At 72.2% G+C, this 20,593-nt stretch carries 24 protein-coding genes; 12 read left to right on the top strand and 12 right to left on the bottom strand.

Annotated elements, in window-relative coordinates:
- The first annotated feature begins 92 nt into the window (after positions 1–92).
- From FF100_RS11115 to FF100_RS11100, 4 genes are all read left to right on the top strand, one after another.
- The gene (locus tag FF100_RS11115) at positions 93–980 is read left to right on the top strand and encodes an alpha/beta fold hydrolase (protein WP_139035794.1); all 888 of its coding nucleotides are present in this window, start codon (positions 93–95) and stop codon (positions 978–980) included.
- A 141-nt stretch (positions 981–1,121) separates the two neighbouring features.
- The gene (locus tag FF100_RS11110; RefSeq protein WP_139035793.1) at positions 1,122–2,171 is read left to right on the top strand and encodes a lysylphosphatidylglycerol synthase domain-containing protein; all 1,050 of its coding nucleotides are present in this window, start codon (positions 1,122–1,124) and stop codon (positions 2,169–2,171) included.
- Positions 2,168–3,004, top strand: coding sequence for a class I SAM-dependent methyltransferase (locus tag FF100_RS11105; protein WP_139035792.1), 837 nt, complete (start codon positions 2,168–2,170; stop codon positions 3,002–3,004). Before FF100_RS11110 ends, FF100_RS11105 begins: the two co-directional genes overlap by 4 nt.
- A 102-nt stretch (positions 3,005–3,106) precedes the next feature.
- Positions 3,107–3,436, top strand: a complete 330-nt coding sequence (locus FF100_RS11100; RefSeq protein WP_139035791.1) for a hypothetical protein — start codon at positions 3,107–3,109, stop codon at positions 3,434–3,436.
- Here the strand turns inward: FF100_RS11100 and FF100_RS11095 are convergent.
- The 4 genes from FF100_RS11095 to FF100_RS11080 all read right to left on the bottom strand — a co-directional run bounded on the left by FF100_RS11095 (position 3,429) and on the right by FF100_RS11080 (position 6,887).
- Positions 3,429–3,683 carry a hypothetical protein gene (locus FF100_RS11095; protein WP_139035790.1) on the bottom strand — a complete coding sequence of 85 codons (255 nt, stop codon included), beginning with the start codon at positions 3,681–3,683 and terminating at the stop codon, positions 3,429–3,431. The two genes, FF100_RS11100 and FF100_RS11095, sit on opposite strands and share 8 nt — an antisense overlap.
- Before the next feature lie 129 nt (positions 3,684–3,812).
- Entirely contained in the window at positions 3,813–4,658 is an 846-nt protein-coding gene (locus FF100_RS11090; protein WP_139035789.1) for a hypothetical protein, read from the bottom strand.
- Positions 4,659–5,110: 452 nt separating this feature from the next.
- Positions 5,111–5,497, bottom strand: a complete 387-nt coding sequence (locus FF100_RS11085) for a phasin (RefSeq protein WP_139035788.1) — start codon at positions 5,495–5,497, stop codon at positions 5,111–5,113.
- A gap of 124 nt (positions 5,498–5,621) precedes the next feature.
- Positions 5,622–6,887 (bottom strand): pilus assembly protein, encoded by a 1,266-nt coding sequence (locus tag FF100_RS11080; protein ID WP_139035787.1) that lies wholly within the window; start codon positions 6,885–6,887, stop codon positions 5,622–5,624.
- A 253-nt stretch (positions 6,888–7,140) separates the two neighbouring features.
- Between FF100_RS11080 and FF100_RS11075 the strand changes: the two genes are divergently transcribed.
- Positions 7,141–7,554 (top strand): hypothetical protein, encoded by a 414-nt coding sequence (locus FF100_RS11075; protein ID WP_139035786.1) that lies wholly within the window; start codon positions 7,141–7,143, stop codon positions 7,552–7,554.
- A 227-nt stretch (positions 7,555–7,781) separates the two neighbouring features.
- Here the strand turns inward: FF100_RS11075 and FF100_RS11070 are convergent, their stop codons facing one another.
- From FF100_RS11070 to FF100_RS11060, 3 genes are all read right to left on the bottom strand, one after another.
- On the bottom strand, positions 7,782–8,138 hold the full coding sequence (locus tag FF100_RS11070) for a hypothetical protein (protein WP_139035785.1): 357 nt from the start codon (positions 8,136–8,138) through the stop codon (positions 7,782–7,784).
- Positions 8,139–8,451: 313 nt separating this feature from the next.
- On the bottom strand, positions 8,452–9,336 hold the full coding sequence (locus tag FF100_RS11065) for an HpcH/HpaI aldolase/citrate lyase family protein (protein WP_139035784.1): 885 nt from the start codon (positions 9,334–9,336) through the stop codon (positions 8,452–8,454).
- A gap of 131 nt (positions 9,337–9,467) precedes the next feature.
- Positions 9,468–10,358: an N-formylglutamate amidohydrolase gene (locus FF100_RS11060; RefSeq protein ID WP_139035783.1), complete on the bottom strand. Its 891-nt coding sequence runs from the start codon at positions 10,356–10,358 to the stop codon at positions 9,468–9,470.
- Positions 10,359–10,593: 235 nt separating this feature from the next.
- Here FF100_RS11060 and cpdR point away from each other — a divergent pair, with 235 nt between their 5' ends.
- The 4 genes from cpdR (at position 10,594) to FF100_RS11040 (ending at position 12,771) form a co-directional block, all read left to right on the top strand.
- Positions 10,594–10,950 (top strand): cell cycle two-component system response regulator CpdR, encoded by a 357-nt coding sequence (gene cpdR, locus FF100_RS11055; RefSeq protein WP_048427828.1) that lies wholly within the window; start codon positions 10,594–10,596, stop codon positions 10,948–10,950.
- A gap of 69 nt (positions 10,951–11,019) precedes the next feature.
- Positions 11,020–11,277 (top strand): glutaredoxin 3, encoded by a 258-nt coding sequence (grxC, locus tag FF100_RS11050; protein WP_109959294.1) that lies wholly within the window; start codon positions 11,020–11,022, stop codon positions 11,275–11,277.
- Positions 11,278–11,355: 78 nt separating this feature from the next.
- A complete protein-coding gene (locus tag FF100_RS11045) occupies positions 11,356–12,195 on the top strand; it encodes a carbon-nitrogen hydrolase family protein (RefSeq protein ID WP_139035782.1) in 840 nt (279 codons plus the stop codon).
- 93 nt (positions 12,196–12,288) lie between these two features.
- Entirely contained in the window at positions 12,289–12,771 is a 483-nt protein-coding gene (locus FF100_RS11040; RefSeq protein WP_139035781.1) for a DUF1178 family protein, read from the top strand.
- Positions 12,772–12,922: 151 nt separating this feature from the next.
- Here FF100_RS11040 and FF100_RS11035 read toward each other — a convergent pair whose 3' ends face one another.
- Entirely contained in the window at positions 12,923–15,079 is a 2,157-nt protein-coding gene (locus FF100_RS11035; protein ID WP_246102019.1) for a cation:proton antiporter domain-containing protein, read from the bottom strand.
- A gap of 146 nt (positions 15,080–15,225) precedes the next feature.
- On the bottom strand, positions 15,226–15,519 hold the full coding sequence (locus FF100_RS11030) for a hypothetical protein (protein ID WP_139035780.1): 294 nt from the start codon (positions 15,517–15,519) through the stop codon (positions 15,226–15,228).
- Positions 15,520–15,688: 169 nt separating this feature from the next.
- Between FF100_RS11030 and FF100_RS11025 the strand changes: the two genes are divergently transcribed.
- Positions 15,689–16,018, top strand: coding sequence for a hypothetical protein (locus tag FF100_RS11025; protein ID WP_139035779.1), 330 nt, complete (start codon positions 15,689–15,691; stop codon positions 16,016–16,018).
- Positions 16,019–16,062: 44 nt separating this feature from the next.
- On the opposite strand, the gene FF100_RS11020 is transcribed toward FF100_RS11025, so the two are convergent.
- On the bottom strand, positions 16,063–16,572 hold the full coding sequence (locus FF100_RS11020; protein WP_139035778.1) for a disulfide bond formation protein B: 510 nt from the start codon (positions 16,570–16,572) through the stop codon (positions 16,063–16,065).
- Between the two features lie 11 nt (positions 16,573–16,583).
- Entirely contained in the window at positions 16,584–17,165 is a 582-nt protein-coding gene (locus FF100_RS11015) for a YqaA family protein (protein ID WP_139035777.1), read from the bottom strand.
- A gap of 314 nt (positions 17,166–17,479) precedes the next feature.
- On the opposite strand from FF100_RS11015, the gene FF100_RS11010 reads away from it, so the two are divergent.
- Positions 17,480–17,776: a hypothetical protein gene (locus tag FF100_RS11010; protein WP_139035776.1), complete on the top strand. Its 297-nt coding sequence runs from the start codon at positions 17,480–17,482 to the stop codon at positions 17,774–17,776.
- 174 nt (positions 17,777–17,950) lie between these two features.
- On the opposite strand, the gene tyrS is transcribed toward FF100_RS11010, so the two are convergent.
- Positions 17,951–19,225 (bottom strand): tyrosine--tRNA ligase, encoded by a 1,275-nt coding sequence (gene tyrS, locus FF100_RS11005; RefSeq protein ID WP_139035775.1) that lies wholly within the window; start codon positions 19,223–19,225, stop codon positions 17,951–17,953.
- Positions 19,226–19,354: 129 nt separating this feature from the next.
- Here tyrS and FF100_RS11000 point away from each other — a divergent pair, with 129 nt between their 5' ends.
- Positions 19,355–20,494, top strand: coding sequence for an anhydro-N-acetylmuramic acid kinase (locus FF100_RS11000; RefSeq protein ID WP_171070124.1), 1,140 nt, complete (start codon positions 19,355–19,357; stop codon positions 20,492–20,494).
- The last annotated feature ends 99 nt before the right edge of the window (positions 20,495–20,593 follow it).

The raw sequence follows: 20,593 nt of genomic DNA, 5'->3' as shown, positions 1-20,593 counted from the left end.
GGAAGGGCCTCCGCCGTTCGGACGATTGGCGGACGGGGCGTGGCCGTTAGATACGAGCCGGGCCGCCCGTCGGACGGTTGAGAGGCACCACCATGCACGACGCATCCGCGCGGGACCGGCGCCGCTTCACGATCGTCACCGAGCCCCGCGCTCAGGTGACGCGTCGCATGATCGAGCGCCGCGACGGTCCCGCCCTCGAATGGATCGAGGCGGAGCCGGCCGGCGAGCCCCGCGGGGCGCCGCTCCTGTTCGTGCACGGCGCCTTCGGGGGCGCCTGGATGTTCGAGGAGATCTTTCTCCCCCACCTCGCCCGGCGCGGACGCCGTGCGGCGGCGGTGAGCCTGCGCGGCCACGGCCGCAGCGGGGGCGGGCGCGACCTGCGCGCCGCTTCGCTCGCCGATTACCTCGCCGATGTGAGCCTGGCCCTGGCGCAGTGGGGCGAGCCGCCGGTCCTGGTCGGGCACTCGCTCGGCGGATTGCTGGCGCAGCGCCTGCTCGGCCGGGTGCCCCTGCGCGGCCTCGTCCTGATGGCCTCCCTGCCGCCCGAGGGCCTCGGCGTGGTCGGCCCGCGCATCGCGATGACCGATGCCGGGTTCTGGGTCGAGGCCCTGGCCGGGTCGCTGCTGCCGGGCCGCGAGCCGGCGGTGGCGCTCGCCCGGCACTGGCTGTTCTCGGAAGGCCTGCCGCTGGAGCGAGCGCAGGGCTACGCCGCCCGGATGTCGGCCGAGAGCCCGGTGGCGCTCGCCGAGGCGCATTGGCCGGCCCTGCCGCTGTCGGCGGCCTTCGCCGGCGTGCCGACCCTGGTGCTCGGCGGCGCCGACGACCGCATGATCTGGCCGGCGACGACGTGGCGCACCGCGCTCTATCATGGTGCCGAGCACCGCACCGTGCCGGGCATCGCCCACTTCCTTCAGCTCGATCTCGGCTCCGAGGGCGTCGCCCGCCTGCTGCTCGACTGGCTCGACCGGCGCGGGGCCTGAGCCGGCCTCCGCCGCAGCGCCGGCACGAAACCGTCACGATCCCATGACACGAAGGCCCCGCCGGCGCGGGTCCGTCCTTGCGGTCGCCCGCAGGGTCGGGCAGAAGCGCGCGCGAGAGACAGGGGACGCGACGGGACCGCGATGAAGAAGATCAAAGATTTCATCTGGCCGGTCATCGGCCTCGGGGCCGTCGTGGTCTCGGTCTATCTGCTGTGGCACCTGCTCAAGGGCCTCTCCTTCGCCGACGTAAAGGCGAGCCTGGCGGCGATCCCGCCGCACCGCTACGCCTTGGCCATCCTGTCGACGCTGGTCGCCTACGGCGCACTGGCCTGGTACGACCGGATCGCGCTGCTGCATCTCGGCGTGAAGGGCATCTCATGGCTCTTCGTCTCGGTGTGTTCGTTCACCACCTACGCGTTGTCACACAACATCGGCGCCTCGGTGTTCTCCGGCGCCGTCGTACGCTACCGCGCCTACACTTCGAAGGGCCTCACCACCGCGCAGGTGGCGGTGCTGGTGGCGCTCTGCTCCTTCACCTTCGGCCTCGGCACCGCGTTCCTCGGCGGCCTCGTCCTGGTGCTCGAGCCCGAACTGCTGCAGCGCGTGGCGAGCCTGCTGCCGCCGGTGCTGGCGAGCCCGACCACCGCGCGCCTCGTCGGCTTCGGCCTGCTCGGCTTCGTCGCGCTCTACGTCGTCGGCTCGATCCTGCATTTCCGGCCGCTGCACATCCGCTCGTTCAAGATCGAGTATCCGCGCCCCAACATCATGGGCCGCCAGCTGGTCGCCGCCCCGCTCGAGCTGCTGGGTGCCGCCGGCATCATCTACTTCGCCCTGCCGGAGGCCGGGAATCCGGGCTTCCTCGTCGTGCTGGCGGTGTTCCTGGCCTCGTTCTCGGTGGCTTTGGTCTCCAACGCCCCGGGCGGGATCGGGGTGTTCGAGCTCGTCTTCATCACGGCGATGCCGGACCTGCCGAAGACCGACGTGCTCGCCGCGGTGCTGATCTTCCGCCTGTTCTACCTGCTGGTCCCCTTCGCCCTGGCGATCGGCGTGGTGCTGCTGTTCGAGCGCGGCCGCCTGGCCGACGCCCTGCGCAACAAGGCGCAGTCGCCCGCGACCGTGCCGCCGCCGCCGGTCGACGGCCCTGGCATCACTCCGGACCTCCGCGACGCCACGGTGCGCAAGGCGGTATGACCCGGGCCCGCCTGCGCCGCGCCGGGCTCGGTCTCCGCACCCTGCTCGGTTTCCGGCCCGGCGGCTTCCTGATCCCGTACCGGCATGCCGGTGCGGCGCGGGCGGAGGGCTACCCGGCCCTCCGCCCGATCTTCATGCGGGCCGAGCCAGCGTTCCGGGCCGTGCTGGACGCCATCGAAGCCCATGCCGCCGATCTCGACCGCATCGCCGCCGGCGGCCCCGGCCTGATCGGCGCACGGCCGGCACGCTTCACCCAGGACTGGTTCCCGCGCCTCGACGCGGCCGCCGCCTACGCCCTGGTGCGGCGCGAGCGGCCCGCCCGCATCATCGAGATCGGCTCGGGCCACTCGACCCGCTTCCTGGCGCAGGCCGTGCACGACGGCGGCTTGCCGACCCGCATCACCTGCATCGATCCGGCGCCCCGCGCGCCGCTGACCGGCCTTCCCGTGCAGCACGAGGCGCGGCTGTTCGGGCCGCAGGACGCGGACGCCGCGGCCGCGCTCGCGCCCGGCGACATCCTGTTCATCGATTCGAGCCATGTCGCGATGCCGGGCACCGACGTCGACCGGCTCGTCCTCGACGTGCTGCCGCGCGTGAGACCGGGCGTGATCGTGCACATCCACGACGTCTTCCTGCCCGAGCCCTACCCGGAATCCTGGGCCTGGCGCGGCTACAACGAGCAGTTGGTGGTCGGCGCTCTGCTGCAGGGCGGAGCCTGGGCCCCGCTCTTCGCCAGCCGCACTCTCGCCGCCCGGCCGCTCGACGGCGTGCTGGCGCGCCTGCCCCTGCCGCCCGGCGCATTCGAGACCAGCCTGTGGCTGCGCAAGACCTGAGGCCGTCGCGCCGATCCGTCGAATGCGAGCGATCGCATGGGGCGGCGGATTAAGATCCACCGGCGATCATCCCTCTCGTCCAGTGGCGCGGGGGTGAAGGCGATGCGTACAGGTCTGGTGCTCGGGCTGGTCGGCCTCGGGATGGTCGCGGCCGCGGCCCCGGCGGAAGCGCGCGGACGGCGCGGCGGCGGCTTCTCTTTCGTCAGCCGCAGCCATGCCGCAGCGCCGGCGGCCCGGACCCCGGACTCGCCGCGGATCCGCACGGCGGCGGCCGGCGGGCCGGAGCCGATGACGACCGGAGCCACCGCGCCGCTCCCCGCAGCGCCGGCCGTGCGGACCGAGGCGGCGCCGGCTCCCGCACCGGCACCGGCCCGGCCTTGGTGCACCGGCCGGGTGATCGGGTCCGGCGCCGGCTTCTGCGCAATCAATTAGTCGGCGCGGAGAGGCGCTCGACGTTGTTGCGGACATGCTGGCGGTAGCGGTCGATCACCGCCCCCGGCGTGCCGCCGCTGAGGAGCGTGCCGGTCGCCTCGAGAGCGGCGCCGATCTTCTCGCTCACCATCCGCTGCGCCTCGACCTGGCCGGCGAGGCCGCCCCAGGCGAGCTTGACCATCCGCAGCTCGATGACCTTCTGGGATTCCATCGCGAGCATCGCCGTCGCGTACCACGCATCCAACATCCCGGTCTCCTTGAGCTAGGGGCGATCGGCGGACCGGAGCGGGACGCCCCGGGGCCATTGTCGGCCGGCCCCTCACGGGCCCGGCCTCGCGTGCCGCCGGCACCCGTGCGGATGCCGACGGGAGCACCGTCAGGCGGCGCGGGCCCGGGGCGGCGCGAAGGCCGCGAACCGGCCCATTCGGCGGGAGAGGTCGGCCCAGCAGGCGAGCGCCGCGTCGAGCGCGCGGCTCATCTCGGCCGCCTGGAGCTGGACGAGGTCGCCCGGAGAGCGGACGGTCATGGCCGCCTTCCAGAACGCCACGGCGGCCTGGCCCTCACCCTGCATGAAGGCGACCAGCCGGCCGTTGATCTCGATGAGACCCTGCATCGCCGCAAGGGGGATCTCGTCGCGGTCCGGCGCCGCGGGCTGCTCGGGCGTGGCTTCCGCCTGCGGTGCGGGAGCCCGGTCGTCGGAGGCCGCGACGGCGGCCGGCGCGGTCGCTTCGGAAGCCGGCTCGTCGGACGCCGATTCGGCGATGACCGCTTCGTCGGGTGCCAGGACGGGCATGTCGGCGGCCGCTCGAGCGACCGGCTCCTGATCGGCGGCTTCCTGAACGGCGGCGTCCGGGGCGGCAAGCTCGTGCTCCGGTGCCGCCTCGCTCGTCGGAACCCGATCCTCCTGGACGCCCTGCACGTCCTGAGCAGTCTCCGGATCGGGCGCTTCCACGGCGGGCTCGCTCCCGAAAGGCTCCGCGGCGGTTGCCACCGGCGCATCGGCCGGCGCCTGCTCCGACACGGCCTCGGTGCCGGGAATGGTCTCCGACAGCCCGGTCTCGACCAACTCCGACGTGGCCGCGGTCCCGGCGGCGGCGGCATCGGGCAGTGTCTGGCCGGCTGCGATCGTGCCAGACCGGGTGCTGTCCACCGTCCGGGCCGCCGGGCGGGCGGCGGGGCGGCGGGGCGGCTTGCGGGTCTTGTCGGTGCGACGCGTGGTCATGGCTCGGCCTCCTCGGAGTGGCGGGCGTCGCGTCCCTGGCGCGTCACCCGGGGGCGGCCGCCCCCACCCGATGCGGGGGCGAGCGCGCGGGGCCGGAGTGCCGGCAGGCTCGTCCGGGGCACCCGCGGCGTGACGTGGACGATGGCCGTGCGGTCGGACGCGGCGCGTCGTTGCGCGCCACCGATCCCGTGCGACGGTTCGGAGGCCCAGCCCGAGCCGCACAGCCTTGCCCGGCGACGGCGCCTCGGGCCGGCGGTCCGGGCATCGACGACCGGCGGCTTAGGCCTCCGCCCCGCCGGACCGGCCGTGATCGTCAGGGTGCGGGATGAGCCTCAGGCGGCCTCATCCCCGACCGGCGCAGGGCCCTCGGGCCCAACTGCCGGCCCAATGACGAGCCCAAAGTACGAACCCGGAGTACGAACCCAAGCAAGGACCCGGGCTCGGGCCTTGGTTCAGACCTTGGCCTGAGCCTTGTTCAGGTCGGCCTTGATCGACTCGGACAGGGTGGCGAACTCCTTCGCCTGGCTCTGCAGCGCGCTCATCTGGTTGCGCATGTACTCGCTCTGGAGCTCCAGCGCCTGCTTGACGTCGGTGGTGCGCACCAGCTTCTCGGCGAGGTCGAAGGTCGCGGCGGCATGCTGCTCGGTGTAGTCGAAGCCGCGGGCCACGGCCGTGCCCATGCCGGTCTGCGAGGTCTGGGTCGAGGTCTGCACGGTCTCGGCCAGCTTGCGGGCGGTGCCCAGGAAGGTGCCGAACGCCGTGCGGGCGTTCTGGACGCCCTTCTCGGCGAAATCGCGCATCTCGGTGGGGATCTCGAACGGCTTCTGGGTGGTGGTCATGGGTCGTTCCCTCTGGCAGTCGCGACGCGCGCCGCCCTGAGGTTTTGTGCGACGCAGCAATCACGATGCTGCAATGCAACGCGCGAGTCAACGGGTCGGGCCCCGGCCGCCCGGGCCGGCGTCGCTACTGGGTGAGGCGGAACTGGGCGATCGAGCTGCCGATGCTCTGGAACGCCGGCTTCAGGTCATCCGCCGTGATGACATTGTAGAAGAAGCCGTCCTTCGTCGCGCAGGACTTCAGCATGTCGGTATTTCCGTCGATCACCCGCACCGTGTAGATGGTGATGCCGGCGGCCTTGGCGGCGTTGCAGGCCGAGACCGTTCGGGCATCGATGACGCTGTCATCGACGCAGCCCGAGAGAAGATCGGCGAGCCAGTTGCCGGAGCAGGCGATCTTCCAGCGGTTCTGGGTGTTCTGACCGTCGGTCAGCACGATCATGATCTTGCTGACCCGGCCGTTGGCGAGGCTCGTGGCGGTGGCGAGGGGTCCGTAGGGCGTCAGCGCCTCCAGGCCCCAGGCCACCCCGATGGTGACGTTGGTGTTGCCGCCCGCGCTCATGCTGTCGATGGCGGTGGCGAGCATGCCGTAATCGGTGCTGAGCGGGCGGATCGGCGCGAGCGTCGGCCTGCCGTTCGACGTCGTGGCGCAGGTGGTCGCCGGGTAGGCATCGGCGCCGCTCGGCTCGACGTTCGGCACCTGGACGTCGTAGGGCTGGTCGCGGTCGGTGATGCAGCCCTGCCAGCTCGTCGCGCTGGTGGTGCCGGTCTTGGTGTAGCTGAGCCAGCCCGCGCTGGTCACGCTCGTGCCGAGATTCACCTGGGTCGCAAACGGCACCAGGGCGACCTTGGCGTCGGACCGGCTGACCACGACCTTGTCGAGATAGGTCAGGAAGTCCTTCGCCGCCTGCTTGAGCGCCGGGAGCTTGCCGGCATCGTTCATCGAGCCGGTATTGTCGAGCACCAGCGCGATCTCGACCGCCTTGCCGCCGGACATCGCCTGCGACGTGCCGGTGACCTCGAGCGGGCCGGGATGCATCAGGCGCCCGAGGGTCATGTCGACCTGCGCGGTGGCGCTGACCGTGACCTGGGTGCCGGAGCGGACCGGCGTGAAGCTCGTCACCGTCACGCCGGTCTGGGCCGGGAAGCTGGCGTCGAAATAGGCCCGGGCCCGGGCCTGGAAATCGGCGTCGCTGCGCAGGGTCGGCGCCTCGCGGATCACCGCCAGCACCGCGGCGTCGGTGGCGGTCTGGAGCTTCGCCCGGATCCCGGCGCCGCGGGCATAGTCGACGCCGGCTCCGACCAGGAAGGTCACCGGGATCATCGCCAGCGCCATGATCACCGCGACGCTGCCGCCGCGGTCACGCCGGAAACGCACGAACAGCCGCTTCATGGCAGGACGGCCTCCTGTCGCCGATCGCCTTGCTCTCACAAGCAAGGACTAACAACCGGAGGTTAAGAGCCGGACTCCGCAATCCTGCATTGTACGACCCGGCCGCTTACCATTCGTTAAGGTTTCTGAAGGTCGAGCACGACAACAGGGCGTTAACGAAGACTCGCCATACTCGCAGGCAGTCGTGTTCCCGGGCTCGGGACATCCTCGGCCGTCCCGCGGCGGCCACCCGCGTACCTGACGAGGACTGCCGATGCGTACCCTTCGGTTCCGCCCCAACCCCGCCCTTCTCGCGGTCGGGATCCTCGGCCTCGGCACCCTGTCGGGCTGGGGCGCCTACGCCGTCTCCTCGTCGGGCAAGGCCGCGCTGCGGACCCAGCTGGCGGAGACCGAGGGCCAGCGCGACACGCTCGCCGCGCGCGTCAAGCAGTTCCAGGACGTCGAGGCCGAGCTGCGCGACCGCCAGGCGAAGATCGCCGCGGCCCGGGACGAGATCGTCCAACTGGGTGCGGCTCGCGACAAGGCCAAGGCGCAACTCGCCACCACGCAGCGCGACCTCGCCTCGCTGACCAAGCGCCTGGAAGCGGCGAAGGAGAAGGTGACCCAGACCGGCAGCATCACGCCGGCGGCGGCACCGGCGGAGCCGGCCAAGAAGCCGGCGCGGTGACGTCTCATACCTTCGCGCCTTGGCATCGACACGGCGATGCGAAGGCGGCCGGCGCATCAGCGCCGACGCCCGTTCGGGCTTGCCTTGCGCCGTCGAACCGATCCGTTCGACGACGCGGCGGTATCACCCCGCAGGAAGGCATCGACGCGTGATCATCCCGGGGCTCGCCGAAGGCGAGAACCCGGGCGGACCATGAGGGGGCGAGCCTCGTCGCGGCCCGCGCGCATTCACGCCGGCACGCAGTCTCGCTCGGCCTCATGCGCCCGCGGGTGCTGCAACGCCGTCTCGGCCTCGTGGCGCGACAGGTTCTCGACCAGGGCGGCCCAGCGCATCGCGACCTCGTGGCCGAGGGTGAGGCGGCCCGCCTCGTCGTAGCGGCGCCAGCCGCAGCGCGGCGCACCATCGGCGCCGACCTCGTCGTAAGTCTCGTAGCGGGCGACCAGGCGGTCGCGCCGGTCGTATTCCCGGTGGAACCAGCAGAGGCCGAACACCCGGCCGCCGCGGCCGAGCATTCCGTCACTCTCCAGCCGGTGCCCGCCCGGGATGCGGAAGATCGTCTCGAAGGCGGGAGGCTCGCAGCGCATGAGAAATCTCCATCGCGGGTCGATCGAGGGAGCGGCGCCGAGAAGCGGGGGGACGCCAAGTCGAGGACGCGCGGCTGCGCCAAGTCCGGGCCCGGTCGCGACAGGACCGATGACCGGCACGGATCCGGAAGCACTGCCGGACATCGCGCGTTAATTATTTCTAAACGATTTGTGCGACGCAACCATCCGGGGGTCAAGCCCGGATGATTCGCAATGCCCGCGACATCCCGTCAGCGCCGCACGCCGCCTTCTGCAGCACTGACTCTTGGTCACCGGCCCTTCGCGTCACCGGCCCTTGGTCACTGGCCCTTGGTCACTGGCCCTTGGCGGCGATCGCCTCGGCCCAGGCGACGGAGCGGCGGGCCATCGGGATGTGCTGGCGCTCGAACATGCGGCCGTTGATCTGGATCGCGCCGCGCTTGGCGTTCTCGGGCCGCTCGAAGGCCTCGATCACGCTGCGGGCGACCGCGACCTCGGCCTCGGTCGGCGCGAAGGCGGTGTTGGCCAGCGCGACCTGACTCGGGTGGATCAGCGTCTTGCCGTCGAAGCCGAGCACCCGGGCCTGCTCGCATTCCTCGCGGCAGCCATCGAGATCGGAGAAGTTGTTGTAGACGCCGTCCAGGATGGTCAGGCCCTCGGCCCGGGCACCGGCGAGCGCGGTCATCAGCCACGGCATCATCGGGGCGCGGCCGGGGACGATCTGCGTCCAGGTGTCCTTGGCGAGGTCGTTGGTGCCGAGCACGAAGCAGGTGAGCCGGGTGCCCGGGTTGCGCCGCGCCGCGGCGATCGCCTGGATGTTGAGGATCGAGGCCGGGGTCTCGATCATCGCCCAGATCTTGATGCCGGCCGGCGCGTCGAGGGCTTCCAGCCGGTCGGCGATGTTCTCGAGCACCGCCGGCGACGACACTTTCGGCATCAGGATCGCGTCGGGCCGCGCCTCGATCGCGGCGCGCAGGTCCGCCTCGCCCCACGGGGTCTGGGGCGCGTTCACCCGGATGATCAGCTCGCGGTCGCCGTAGCCACCCTGGCGCACCGTGGCGCAGACCTGCTCGCGCGCCACCTCCTTGGCGTCCGGCGCGACCGCGTCCTCGAGGTCGAGGATCAACGCGTCGGCCGCCAGCGTCCGCGCCTTCTCCAGGGCACGCTGGTTCGAGCCCGGCATGTAGAGCACGCTGCGGCGGAGGCGGAGGTCGATCATCGCGGGGTTCCCTGGCGCTTTGACGGGCCTCCGGACGGTTCTCGCGCGAGGAACCGCGGGGCCGGGTCGCCGCCCTGCTTAGCCGATCGGGCCGGGCGTGCCAGCCCGGCGTTCGTCGCAAGGCGCGGGATCTACTCGGCGGCGATGCGCCGGGGGCCGAGGTCGAGGGCGGCATGGCCGAGGGTCTCGGCCACCGCCGTCAGGGTCCGCGACAGGTCCTCGAAGCCGGGGCGGGGAAGGAGCTTGCGCTCGTCCATGTAGAGGGCGCGGTTGACCTCGATCTGAAGGGCGTGGCGGCCGAGCGCCGGCTCGCCGTAATGCTCGGTGATGAAGCCGCCGGCATAGGGCTTGTTGCGCACCACCCGGAGTCCGTGGCCCCGGAACGCAGCCTCGGCGCAGTCGATCAGGTCCGGCGCGCAGGCGGTGCCGAACCGGTCGCCGAGCACCACGTCCACGGCCGGCCCCTCGTCGCGGGCGAGGCTGGTCGAGGGCATCGAGTGGCAATCGATCAGGACCGCGTGGCCGAAGGTCCGGGCGGTGCGGGCCACCAGCTCCTTCAGGGTGCGGTGATAGGGCTTGTACAGCTCCTCGATCCGCGCCAGCGCCTCCTCGGCCGGCAGGCGGCTGCGATAGATCTCCTGGCCGTCCGCCACCACCCGCGGCACCGTGCCGAGACCGCCCGCCACCCGCATCGAGCGCACGTTGACGAAGGGCGGCAGCCGCCCGTCGAACATCCGCGGGTCGAGCTCGTAGGGCTCGCGGTTCACGTCGAGATAGGCCCGCGGGAAGGCGGCCTGCATCAGGGGCGCGCCGAGGCCGACGACCGGGGCGTAGAGCCGGTCGACGAAGGCGTCCTCCGAGCGGCGAAGGGCCACCGCGTCGAGCCGCGAGGCGGCGACGAACGAGGCCGGGTAGACGGCTCCCGAATGCCCGGTGTTGTAGACGAACGGCAGGGTCTGCCGCTCCGGCTCGTCCACCCGGAAGGGCGGCGTGAACAGGCTGGCGGGAGAAACTCGGCTCATCCGGCCGCCCGGGGGAGGGGGCCGGGGCCGAGGAGGCCGGGAGAGGGACGTGATCGCGCCGTCATCCGGCTAATCTGGCGTCCCGGCACGGGCGTGTCCACTGCCGCGACGGGGTCAGGCCTCGGCGAATCCCGCAGGGGGCAACCCGGCCGGCGGGGTCGGCGTCAACACTCTGTTTACCAAGCGGCCGCTTTATGGAATGAACGCTCCGAATCGGTATCCGGGACTTTCGTTCATGAAGATCCTCCTCGCGGAAGACGACAACGACATGCGTCGCTTCCTCGCCAAGGCGCTCCAGAACGCGGGCTACGACGTGGCCTCGTTCGACAACGGGCTCTCGGCCTATAACCGCCTGCGCGAGGAGCCGTTCGAGCTCCTGCTCACCGACATCGTGATGCCCGAGATGGACGGCATCGAGCTGGCGCGCCGCGCCACCGAGCTCGACCCCGACATCAAGGTGATGTTCATCACCGGCTTCGCCGCGGTGGCGCTCAACCCCGACTCCAAGGCTCCGAAGGACGCCAAGGTCCTGTCGAAGCCGTTCCACCTGCGCGAGCTGGTGACGGAAGTCGAGAAGCTGATGGCGGCGTAAGACCCCGCTGGCGGCACGCGTCCCGGGCGCCTATATCGGGTCCTCCCAAAGCCTTGCGCGAGCCGACGGATGCAGCCGGTCACGATCTACACCACCAGCTGGTGCCCCTACTGCTCGGCGGCGAAGTCGCTGCTGCAGGAGAAGGGGGCCGCCTTCACCGAGATCGACGTCGAGGCCAAGGCGGGCGCCCGGCGCGAGATGACCGAGAAGGCCGGCGGCCGCACCAGCGTGCCGCAGATCTTCGTCGGCGAGACGCATGTCGGCGGCTGCGACGACCTCTACGCCCTCGACCGCTCGGGCCGGCTCGACCCGCTGCTCGCCGGCTGAGCCAGAAAGGGGCCTCCCCCCCTGGCGAGGCGTCGCCGTTCGGGCGTATGATTCCGGGACCCTCCGGAGTTGCAGCCCATGACCGCTCCCCGCTTCGTCGCCGCCTGCGTGCAGATGCGCTCCGGCCGCGACCCCGCGCAGAACCGCGACGCCGCGGTGGCGGGCATCCGCGAGGCGGCGGAACGCGGCGCGCACTACGTGCAGACGCCCGAGATGACCTCGCTCCTCGAGCGCGACCGGGCGAGCCTGTTCCAGAAGATCCGCTCCCCTGAGCACGATTCGACCCTCGGTGCGCTCCGCGACGTCGCCCGCGAGCGCGGGGTGGTGGTCCATGTCGGCTCGCTCGCCGTGAAGAACGGCGACAAGCTCGCCAACCGCGCCTTCGTGATCGACCGCGAGGGCGCGATCGCCGCCTCGTACGACAAGCTCCACCTCTACGATGTCGATCTGCCGAACGGCGAGAGCTACCGCGAATCGGCCACCTATACCGGCGGCGCCCGGGCGGTGGTGACCGATCTGCCCTGGGGCCGGCTCGGGATCGCGATCTGCTACGACGTGCGCTTTCCCGCGCTCTACCGGGCACTGGCCGAGGCCGGGGCCGAGATCCTGTCGGCGCCCGCCGCGTTCACCCGCCACACCGGCGAGGCGCATTGGCACGTGCTGCAGCGCGCCCGGGCGATCGAGACCGGCTCGTTCATGATCTCGGCGGCGCAAGGGGGCCGGCACGAGGACGGGCGCGAGACCTACGGCCACTCCCTCATCGTCGATCCCTGGGGCCGGGTGCTGGCCGAGGCCGAGGGCAACGCGCCCGGGGTGATCCTGGCCGAGATCGACATGGCGCTGGTCGCCGATGCCCGCGCCCGCATCCCGGCCCTGCGCCACGCCCGGCCGGTGGTGGTCGAGGCGGCCCGGCCCTAGACCGCTTCCCAGCGGTCCGGTTTTCGGCCACAGGGAGCGGCCGAAGCGTCGCACCGACTCGCAGCCGCGCGCCCGCCCACCGATATCCCGATCATGATCCGCTACGCCCTGTCCTGCGATTCCGGCCACAGCTTCGAGAGCTGGTTCCCGTCGAGCGCGTCCTACGACGAGCAGGCGCGGGCCGGCCTCGTGACCTGCCCGTTCTGCGACAGCCCGAAAGTCGCCAAGCAGATCATGGCGCCGTCGCTCGGCCGCGCCGCGTCGCTGCCGGCCGCGGCCGAGGCGCCCGCACTTCCGGCGCCCAGCGCACCGGCTCTCGCCGCGGACGGCCCGCTCAGCCTGGTCGCCGAGCCCGAGCGGCAGCTCCGCGCGATGATCCGCGCCCTGCACGAGCACGTCGCCCGCACCGCCGACCATGTCGGCCAGGATTTCGCCGCCGAAGCCCGGCGGATGCATTACGGCGAGACCGAGCAGCGGGCGATCTACGGCGAGGCGAGCCTCACCGAGGCGCGCTCGCTGCTGGACGAGGGCATCGCGGTGCAGCCGCTGCCGTCCCTGCCGGACGACCGGAACTGAACGCGGCCGCGTCGCGACGATCCCGGCGCCGAAGATGGATCGGCGGAGGACGACGCTCCGCGGCGGACGCCCCCCGGTCCTTCCATCGCCGTGCGGCGAGGCCGCAAACGAGCCCCGTGCATGGTGCGAGCGACACGGTCGACGGGGATCGTCAACTTGCCAGCAGCAGCACCGACCGGTCCGACGCCTCCAGCACCGCCTCCGCCACCGGCCCGAACGCCGCCGCCTCGCCGGCGCGACGGGTGACGCCCATCACGATCAGGTCGTGATCGCCGGCCCTGGCCTGGCGCAGGATCGCGTGCTCCGGTGCCCGGGTGGCCCTCAGCTCCGTCCGCACCCGCAAGCCGGCCCGCTCGGCGAGATCGAGCACCTCGCGCAGGGCCGCCGCATCGGCCTGACGCAGGCCGGCGAGGCGGCCTGGCCCCTCGGACAGGAATAACACCGTCAGCGTCCCGCCCGCGCCCCGCGCCAGGGTGACGGCGATCTCGGCGCCCCGGCGGGCGGCCTGCGTGCCGTCGATCACCGCCAGCACCGCCAGGGCGGCGTGCTCCGGGTCGGCGCGGTGCGCGCCCCGGGCCGCCGCGACGGCGAGGGGTCCGTCGAACCGCTCCGCCGCCCCGGCGACCGTATCCGCGAGGCCTCCCTCCGGCGACACCGTCGGATCGATGCCGACGATCAGGAGGTCGTAACCCTTGGCGGCCTCTTCGCCCACGACCTCGGCCGCCGGCTCGGGCCGGGCGCGTTCGGTGACCTCGACCGCGCCGGTCTCCTCGGCGCGGGCGCCCTCGGCCGCCCGCGCCACCGCGCCGGTCAGGACCGGGTCCTCCGTCGGTTCGCCCGGGCGCACCACCGTCACCGGCATCCCGCGCGAGCCGGCGACGAGCCCGGCGATCCGGGCGGCGAAGCGCCCTTTCGGCCCGTCATCGGCGGCGACCAGCAGGCGCTCGAGATGCGGGACGAAGCCGCGCGTCTCCACCGCCTCGCGCTCCAGCCGCGCCGTCTCCTCGCCGGTGAGCGGCAGGCGGCGGAGGGCCCAGCGCAGGGTCGGCGGCATCGCCAGGGTGGTGATCAGCGCCATCGCGACGATCATCGTGAACAGGTCCTGGCTCAGCGCCCCGATGCCGAGGCCGATCGAGGCGACGATCACCTCGGTCGAACCGCGGGCGTTCATGCCGCAGGCGAGCGCCAGGGATTCGGGGATCCGCAATCCGCCGAGCCGGCCCCCCGCGAAGGCGCCGGCGAACTTGCCGAGGCTCGCGATGGCGATGAGCCCGAGGGTCAGGAGCAGGAGGCGCGGATCGCGCAGGATGGTGAGGTCGGCGCTCAGGCCCGCCAGCCCGAAGAAGATCGGCGCGAACAGCGCGGTGACGACGCCGCGCAGCTGCTCGTCGATCCGCCGGGTCAGGATTGGCGACTGTCCGACGAGCAGGCCGGCCACGAAGGCGCCCAGCACCGTTTGCACGCCGATCCCCTGCGTGACCAGCGCCAGCACCCCCATCAGCACCAGGATCGCGGTGATCACCGCGGCCTCGCTGCGCAGGGAATCGTTGGCCCAGCGGATCAGCCGGAAGACGAGGCGGCGCCCGAGCGTGAGGGCGAGGCCCAGGAACACCAGGGTGCCGGCGAGGCTGCGGCCGACCGCCCACAGGTCGACGGTGCCGGCCTGCGCCAGGCTGACGATGACCGCGATGATCACCCAGCCGATCGTGTCGTCGATGATCGCCGAGGCGACGATCACCTGGCCGACGTTGCGGCGCAGGAAGTCCATCTCGCGCACTACCATCGCGACGATCTTGACCGAGGAGATCGCCAGCGCGGTGCCGAGGAAGAGGGCGGTGACGAGCCGCAGCTCCGGATGCGGCAGCATCGCCTCGGGCAGGACCCATCCGAGGAGGACGCCGCAGGCGAAGGGCACGGCGACGCCGGCGGCCGAGACGCTGAGCGCCGCGCGCCGGACCTTGCGCACCAGGGCAAGGTCGGTCTCCATGCCGGTCATCAGCAGAAGCAGCAGGATGCCGAGCTGGGCGATGCCGTCGAGGAGGGCCCGCTGGTCGCGGCCGGGCGGGAACAGCCAGTGCTGGGCCTCCGGCCAGAGAGCTCCGAGACAGGACGGACCCAGCAGGATGCCGGCCATGAGCTGGCCCATGACGGCGGGCTGGCCGATCCGCAGCATCGCCTCGCCGAGCAGGCGCCCGACGGCGAGGAGCAGCACGATCTGGACGAGGAGCACGACCTCCGACGGACCGCCGGCCGCGCCGATCCCGGCGGCCTGGGCCGCCCCGGCCCCGGCGACGAGGACCAGGGTCACGAGGACCAGGGTGGCGAGGGCGGGCCTCAGCCCGCGCGCGACCGGGGGGGGAGGGCGCGGCGATGCCGGTCTGTCGCGCTGGAATCGCTCGCCCTCCGGGATCGTGCGAGCGTCAACCGGGAGGCATTGGCCCGGTTCCGGACCGATCACAGGACCGAGGCGAACCGTGCGGCCCCCGGCCGGGGATGGTACGGCGGGTACGATCCGGCGAGGCGCCGGCGCGCCAGGCGCGGAACGTCGTCGGCCGCGCGCTCCGGGCCGGCATCCAGGCGGCGCATCCGCACGCGACGATCCAGCCGGACGACCAGGGAGGCGGCGAGCGCCGCGCTCGCCAGGCCGACCGTCAGCGCAGCCAGCACGGCCGCCGCCGCACCATCGTCGATCAGGAAGACCCCCGCCGTCAGGCTGCCGCCGATCGCGGCCGTCAGGGTAAAGAACATCGTCTGGCTCCCGCGTGCCGGGAGGAATGCGTCAGAACCTGAACAGTTCGCCTCACCCGCCGCCATGGTGTGCAGATCCTGAACGGGACTGTGGAAAACCAGGTGAGACTCTTTCTTAGGTGTCAGCGCCTAGTCTCGGCCATGGTCAACCGTTCCTGAGTACCCGACCGTGTCCCTGCGTACCAACCTCACCCTCGCGGCGATCGCGGGCCTGGGCTTCGCCACGATCTGCGCCGTCTGCTCGGCGCAGCTCGACCGCGACCCGCCCCAGCCGCAGCTCGTCGCCGTCGCGAAGCCCCCGGTCCCCCTCGACGAGCCGGTCGTCACCGGCTCGATCGTGCCGGCGCCACCGGCGGCCAAGGTCGCCCGGCTGGCGAAGGTCGATCCCAAGCCGGAGCCGAAGAAGGAGGCGAAGAAGCCGAAGCCCGAGCCGGCCCTCGATTCCGAGCGCCTGGCGGCGCTCCTTGCCGAGCCGACGGTGATGAAGCCGAAGCGCTGACCTCCGGATCGCGAAGCGATCGACCGGATTTCGGCAGCGGCTCTTCAGCGACCGCGCAGGGCCCGCCACGCGGCGGTCCCGGCGAGGGCCGCGAGAGCGAGCGCGATCAGCGCGTTGTAGCCGGCGAGGGAGATTCCGAGGAAGCGCCAGGCGGCGGCCGTGCAATCGACCGGCCGGGTGGCTTCGAGGGATTTGAGGAAATCGTTGACGCCGGCCGGGGCCGGACCGGCCCCGCCGCCGCAATCGCTCGGGCCGGGCCAGAAGCTCCACTCGGCCCCGGCATGGTAGGCGCCGAGCCCGGCCCCGACCAGGAAGATCACCGCGACCATCCCGAGCAGCCCGCCGGCGAGGCGGCGCGGCAGCAGCAGGGCGGCGGCGAGCAGCGGCAGGGCGAGGTAGTAGGGCTGGCGCTCGGTCAGGCAGAGCTTGCACGGCACGTAGCCGAGCCCGTGCTGGAAGAGCAGCGCGCCGCCCACCGTGGCGGCGGCGCCGACGAACACCAGCAGGGCCGCCGGCCGGGGCGCGGTGAGCCGCTGGGCGAGGGCGTGTGCCATGGCCGATAGCCTCAGAACAGGTAGCGGAAGCCGACGAAGCCGAGGACGCAGACCGCGCCGAACACCGCCGCCACGGCATTCAGGTGCCGGTCGAGGACGGTGCGAATCCCGACGCCGTAGCGGCCGACAAGGCCCGCCAGGATGAAGAACCGGGCGCCGCGGGTGATCAGCGACAGCACGATGAACCAGAACAGGTCGTAGCCGGCGAAGCCCGACGTGATGGTGACGAGCTTGTAGGGGATCGGGGTGAGGCCCTTGAGCAGGATCACCCAATGGCCGTAATGCGCGTAGGCCTCCCGGAAGGCGTCGGCGCCCTTGTCGAGCCCGTAGAGGTGGAACAGCCAGGCGCCGAGCGAATCATACAGCAGCGCCCCGATGGCGTAGCCGGCGATCCCGCCCGCCACCGAGGTCAGGGTCGCGATCAGCGCGTAGGTCCAGGCCTTCTCGGGCCGGGTCACCGCCATCGGCACCAGCATCACGTCCGGCGGGACCGGGAAGAACGAGCTCTCGGCGAAGGAGACCGCGCCGAGCGCGTAGGGGGCCGAGGGGCGCGCGGCGAGCGCGAGGATCCACTCGTAGAGGCGGCGCAGCATTGGTCTGGGAGAGCCCGTCTGGGATGAGGTCGGGCTCTTTGAGCACAGGATTGCGGCGCTGGCGAGGGTATCCGCCGCAACACCGCCGAAGGGATGGTTGTCCCGGCAAGGGGGCAGGCGGGAAGCACAGGGAGCGGCGGACGGGCACGGCTTGCGAATGGGGGACCAGTCCGGACCAGGGGAATAACTCGGCCGAACGGATTAAGCCCCATCATGAAAGCCGGTTTCTGCTTGACGCGACTGCGCGAATCCGTCCGATCCCGGTCACGATCGTCGTTCGATGATCGCACCGCGTTTCACCGAGGCCCCGCGTGATGTCGCCCCTGCGTCCGTTCCTCATCGTCGCGCTGCTCGCCACGGGCGCCGCGCCCGCCGCGGCCGACGATCTCGTCGCGCGCTGGCAGCGTTCCGACGCCGCCTGCGCCCTACCGGCCTCGCCGCTCGCCAACCAGGCCTGCGAGGACCGCGACCGCGCCGCCGCGGCCCTCCGCCGCCAGGGCTGGTGCGAGGCGCGCGCCACGACCGCCTACGACCATTGGGGCTGGCAGCGTTGCGCGCCCGCGGCGACGGCCCGGGCCACGCCCCGGCGCCGGGCCCGCCCGCACGCCTGACCTTTTTTCGCAAATGGAGGATGCGCCGGTCCCCGGGGCGGTTGTAGCATCCTGCTCTCTGGACCTCGACTCCCAGCCCCGCCCGGCCCCCGCCGCGGCGGGGCTTCTCTCGTGACGGGTGTCCCACCCTCCCCCCGCGGGGGGAGGGGTGTCCCGGGGAGGTCTTGAAGCGGTCTACACCACCCGCAGCAGCACGTGCTTCTTGCGGCCGAAGGACAGCTTCACCACGCCTTCCGGCGTCACGTCGCCCGCGCCGATCACCGCGCGCTCGTCGGTGACCGGCGCGTCGTTGACCTTGAGCCCGCCGCTCTTGACCTGTCGGCGGGCCTCGCTGGTCGAGGGGACGAGGGCCGCGTGCTCCGGCCCGAAGGCCGAGAGCACGCCGAGCCCCGCCTCGATCGCGGCGCGCGGCACCTCGACGGTGGGCAGGCTCTGGGCGAGCGCGCCCTCCTCGAAGGTGCGCCGCGCGGTCTCGGCGGCTCCTTCCGCCGCCTCGCGGCCATGCAGCAGGGCGGTGGCCTCGGTGGCGAGCACCTTCTTGGCCTCGTTGATCTCCTGGCCCCCGAGCGCCGCGAGCTTTCCCACCTCGTCGAGCGGCATCAGGGTGAACAGGCGCAGGAAGCGGCCGACATCGGCATCCTCGGTGTTGCGCCAGAACTGCCAGTACTCGTAGGGGCTCAGCATGTCCGGGTTGAGCCAGACCGCGCCGGACGCCGTCTTGCCCATCTTGGCGCCGGACGCCGTGGTCATCAGCGGGCAGGTCAGGGCGTGGAGCTGCGGCGTGCCGAGGCGCCGGCCGAGATCGATGCCGGTGACGATGTTGCCCCACTGGTCCGAGCCGCCCATCTGCAGCGTCACGCCGTAGCGGCGGTTCAGCTCGGCGAAGTCGTAGGCCTGCAGGATCATGTAGTTGAATTCCAGGAACGACAGCTCCTGGTCGCGCTCCAGCCGCAGCCGCACGCTGTCCATCGACAGCATGCGGTTGACCGAGAAGTGCCGGCCGACGTCGCGCAGCATCTCGATGTAGTTGAGCGTGGTCAGCCACTCGGCGTTGTCGGCCATCACGGCGGCGTTCGGGCCGGCGCCGAAATCGAGGAAGCGCGAGAAGGTCTTGCCGATCTCGGCCTTGTTGGCCTCGATCTGGTCGAGCGTCAGGATCTTGCGGCTCTCGTCGCGGCCGGACGGGTCGCCGACCCGGGTGGTGCCGCCGCCCATCAGCGCCACCGGCTTGCCGCCGGTCGCCTGGAGCCAGTGCAGCATCATGATCGAGAGCAGGTGGCCGATATGCAGCGACGGCGCCGTGCAATCGTAGCCGACATAGGCCGTCAGCCGGCCCTCGCGGGCGGCCTCGTCCACGCCCGCGAAATCGGAGCATTGGTGGACGTAGCCGCGCTCCATCAGGATGCGGAGGAAGTCGGAACGCGGCGCGAAGTCGGTGGGCGCGGCCATGGAACTCTCGATCAGTCTCGCGGGTGGGCGACAGCGCGACAGCGCGGCGCCGCCATGCTAGCTCCGTCGGATTCGGAACGGGTCGGTCCATAGCAAAGCCGGTCCCGAAAGGCACGGGGGCGATTCGGCATGACGATGCGGCGGGCGATCGGGCTGATGAGCGGCACCTCCCTCGACGGCGTCGACGTCGCCCTGATCGAGACCGACGGCGAGACGATCCGGGTCGAGCGCAGCCATAACGGCTATCTCGAGCCGCTGGGGCCGACGGGCTACCGCGCCTATTCCGACGACGACCGGGCGCTCCTGCGCCAGGCCCTCGTCGATGCGGAAGCCGTGACCGAGCGGAGCGAGCGGCCGGGATGCCTGGGCGCGGCCGAGGAGTTGGTGACGCGGCTCCACGCCGAGGCGGTCGAGAATTTCCTCGCCGAGAACGGGCTGAGCGCCGCCGAGATCGACGTGGTCGGCTTCCACGGCCAGACCGTGGTGCACCGGCCCGACCAGAAGATGAGCGTGCAGATCGGCGACGGCCAGGCGTTGAGCCGCCGCCTCGGCATCAAGGTCGTGTCGGACCTGCGCCACGCCGACATCGAGGCGGGCGGGCAGGGGGCGCCGCTGGTGCCGGTCTTCCATCGGGCGCTGGCCCAGGCCTCGGGCTTCACCGAGAGCCTCGGCATCCTCAATATCGGGGGCGTGGCCAACGCGACGCTGATCGCCCGGGACGGGCGGATCCTGGCCTTCGACACCGGCCCCGGCAACGCGCTGATCGACGACTGGATGCGCGAGCGCACCGGCCACGCCCTCGACGACAACGGCCGCACCGCCGCCCGCGGCCGGCCCGACGAGCAGTTGCTCGCCTGGCTCCTCGTCCACCCGTTCTTCGCCCGCCGGCCGCCGAAGTCGCTCGACCGCAACTGGTTCTCGCACAAGCTCGCCGGCCAGCTCTCGACCGAGGACGGCGCCGCGACGCTGACGGCCTTCACCGCCCGGGCGGTCGCCCGCGCCCTCGACCACGCCTCCGACCCGCCCGTCCGCTGGATCGTCGCCGGCGGCGGCGCCCGCAATGGCGAGTTGCTGCGCCAGCTCAATTACCACCTGCGCGCCGAGATCACGACCGCCGACGCCATCGGCTGGTCCTCCGCCTTCCTGGAGGCCCAGGCCTTCGCCTACCTGGCGGTGCGCTCGACCGAGGGCCTGCCGATCACCTTCCCGTCGACCACGGGGGTGCGGGAGGCGATCACCGGCGGGGTGCTGGCGCGGCCGGGGGAGTGATCCGTCGGCACAGGCAGGCCCTGGATCCAGACAGCGTCGGGTCCGGGCGCTCAGCATTGTCCGCAAGCCCGGTGCGGCACCGCTGAACGTTGCGCACCC

This window comes from Methylobacterium terricola (genome assembly GCF_006151805.1).
Taxonomy (GTDB): Bacteria; Pseudomonadota; Alphaproteobacteria; order Rhizobiales; family Beijerinckiaceae; genus Methylobacterium; species Methylobacterium terricola.
Note: the sequence above shows the minus strand (reverse complement) of the source record. Positions and strands in the feature narration are given on the sequence as shown.

Coding starts and splice junctions, on each gene's coding strand:
- FF100_RS11020 (WP_139035778.1), bottom strand. CDS start 16,572: ATGGCACACGCCCTCGCCCAGCGGCTCACCGCGCCCCGGCCGGCGGCC.
- cpdR (WP_048427828.1), top strand. CDS start 10,594: ATGAAGATCCTCCTCGCGGAAGACGACAACGACATGCGTCGCTTCCTC.
- FF100_RS11090 (WP_139035789.1), bottom strand. CDS start 4,658: ATGACCACGCGTCGCACCGACAAGACCCGCAAGCCGCCCCGCCGCCCC.
- grxC (WP_109959294.1), top strand. CDS start 11,020: ATGCAGCCGGTCACGATCTACACCACCAGCTGGTGCCCCTACTGCTCG.
- FF100_RS11110 (WP_139035793.1), top strand. CDS start 1,122: ATGAAGAAGATCAAAGATTTCATCTGGCCGGTCATCGGCCTCGGGGCC.
- FF100_RS11030 (WP_139035780.1), bottom strand. CDS start 15,519: ATGTTCTTTACCCTGACGGCCGCGATCGGCGGCAGCCTGACGGCGGGG.
- FF100_RS11060 (WP_139035783.1), bottom strand. CDS start 10,358: ATGAGCCGAGTTTCTCCCGCCAGCCTGTTCACGCCGCCCTTCCGGGTG.
- FF100_RS11080 (WP_139035787.1), bottom strand. CDS start 6,887: ATGAAGCGGCTGTTCGTGCGTTTCCGGCGTGACCGCGGCGGCAGCGTC.
- FF100_RS11105 (WP_139035792.1), top strand. CDS start 2,168: ATGACCCGGGCCCGCCTGCGCCGCGCCGGGCTCGGTCTCCGCACCCTG.
- FF100_RS11075 (WP_139035786.1), top strand. CDS start 7,141: ATGCGTACCCTTCGGTTCCGCCCCAACCCCGCCCTTCTCGCGGTCGGG.
- FF100_RS11065 (WP_139035784.1), bottom strand. CDS start 9,336: ATGATCGACCTCCGCCTCCGCCGCAGCGTGCTCTACATGCCGGGCTCG.
- FF100_RS11100 (WP_139035791.1), top strand. CDS start 3,107: ATGCGTACAGGTCTGGTGCTCGGGCTGGTCGGCCTCGGGATGGTCGCG.
- FF100_RS11040 (WP_139035781.1), top strand. CDS start 12,289: ATGATCCGCTACGCCCTGTCCTGCGATTCCGGCCACAGCTTCGAGAGC.
- FF100_RS11015 (WP_139035777.1), bottom strand. CDS start 17,165: ATGCTGCGCCGCCTCTACGAGTGGATCCTCGCGCTCGCCGCGCGCCCC.
- FF100_RS11045 (WP_139035782.1), top strand. CDS start 11,356: ATGACCGCTCCCCGCTTCGTCGCCGCCTGCGTGCAGATGCGCTCCGGC.
- FF100_RS11095 (WP_139035790.1), bottom strand. CDS start 3,683: ATGTTGGATGCGTGGTACGCGACGGCGATGCTCGCGATGGAATCCCAG.
- tyrS (WP_139035775.1), bottom strand. CDS start 19,225: ATGGCCGCGCCCACCGACTTCGCGCCGCGTTCCGACTTCCTCCGCATC.
- FF100_RS11085 (WP_139035788.1), bottom strand. CDS start 5,497: ATGACCACCACCCAGAAGCCGTTCGAGATCCCCACCGAGATGCGCGAT.
- FF100_RS11000 (WP_171070124.1), top strand. CDS start 19,355: ATGACGATGCGGCGGGCGATCGGGCTGATGAGCGGCACCTCCCTCGAC.
- FF100_RS11010 (WP_139035776.1), top strand. CDS start 17,480: ATGTCGCCCCTGCGTCCGTTCCTCATCGTCGCGCTGCTCGCCACGGGC.
- FF100_RS11115 (WP_139035794.1), top strand. CDS start 93: ATGCACGACGCATCCGCGCGGGACCGGCGCCGCTTCACGATCGTCACC.
- FF100_RS11070 (WP_139035785.1), bottom strand. CDS start 8,138: ATGCGCTGCGAGCCTCCCGCCTTCGAGACGATCTTCCGCATCCCGGGC.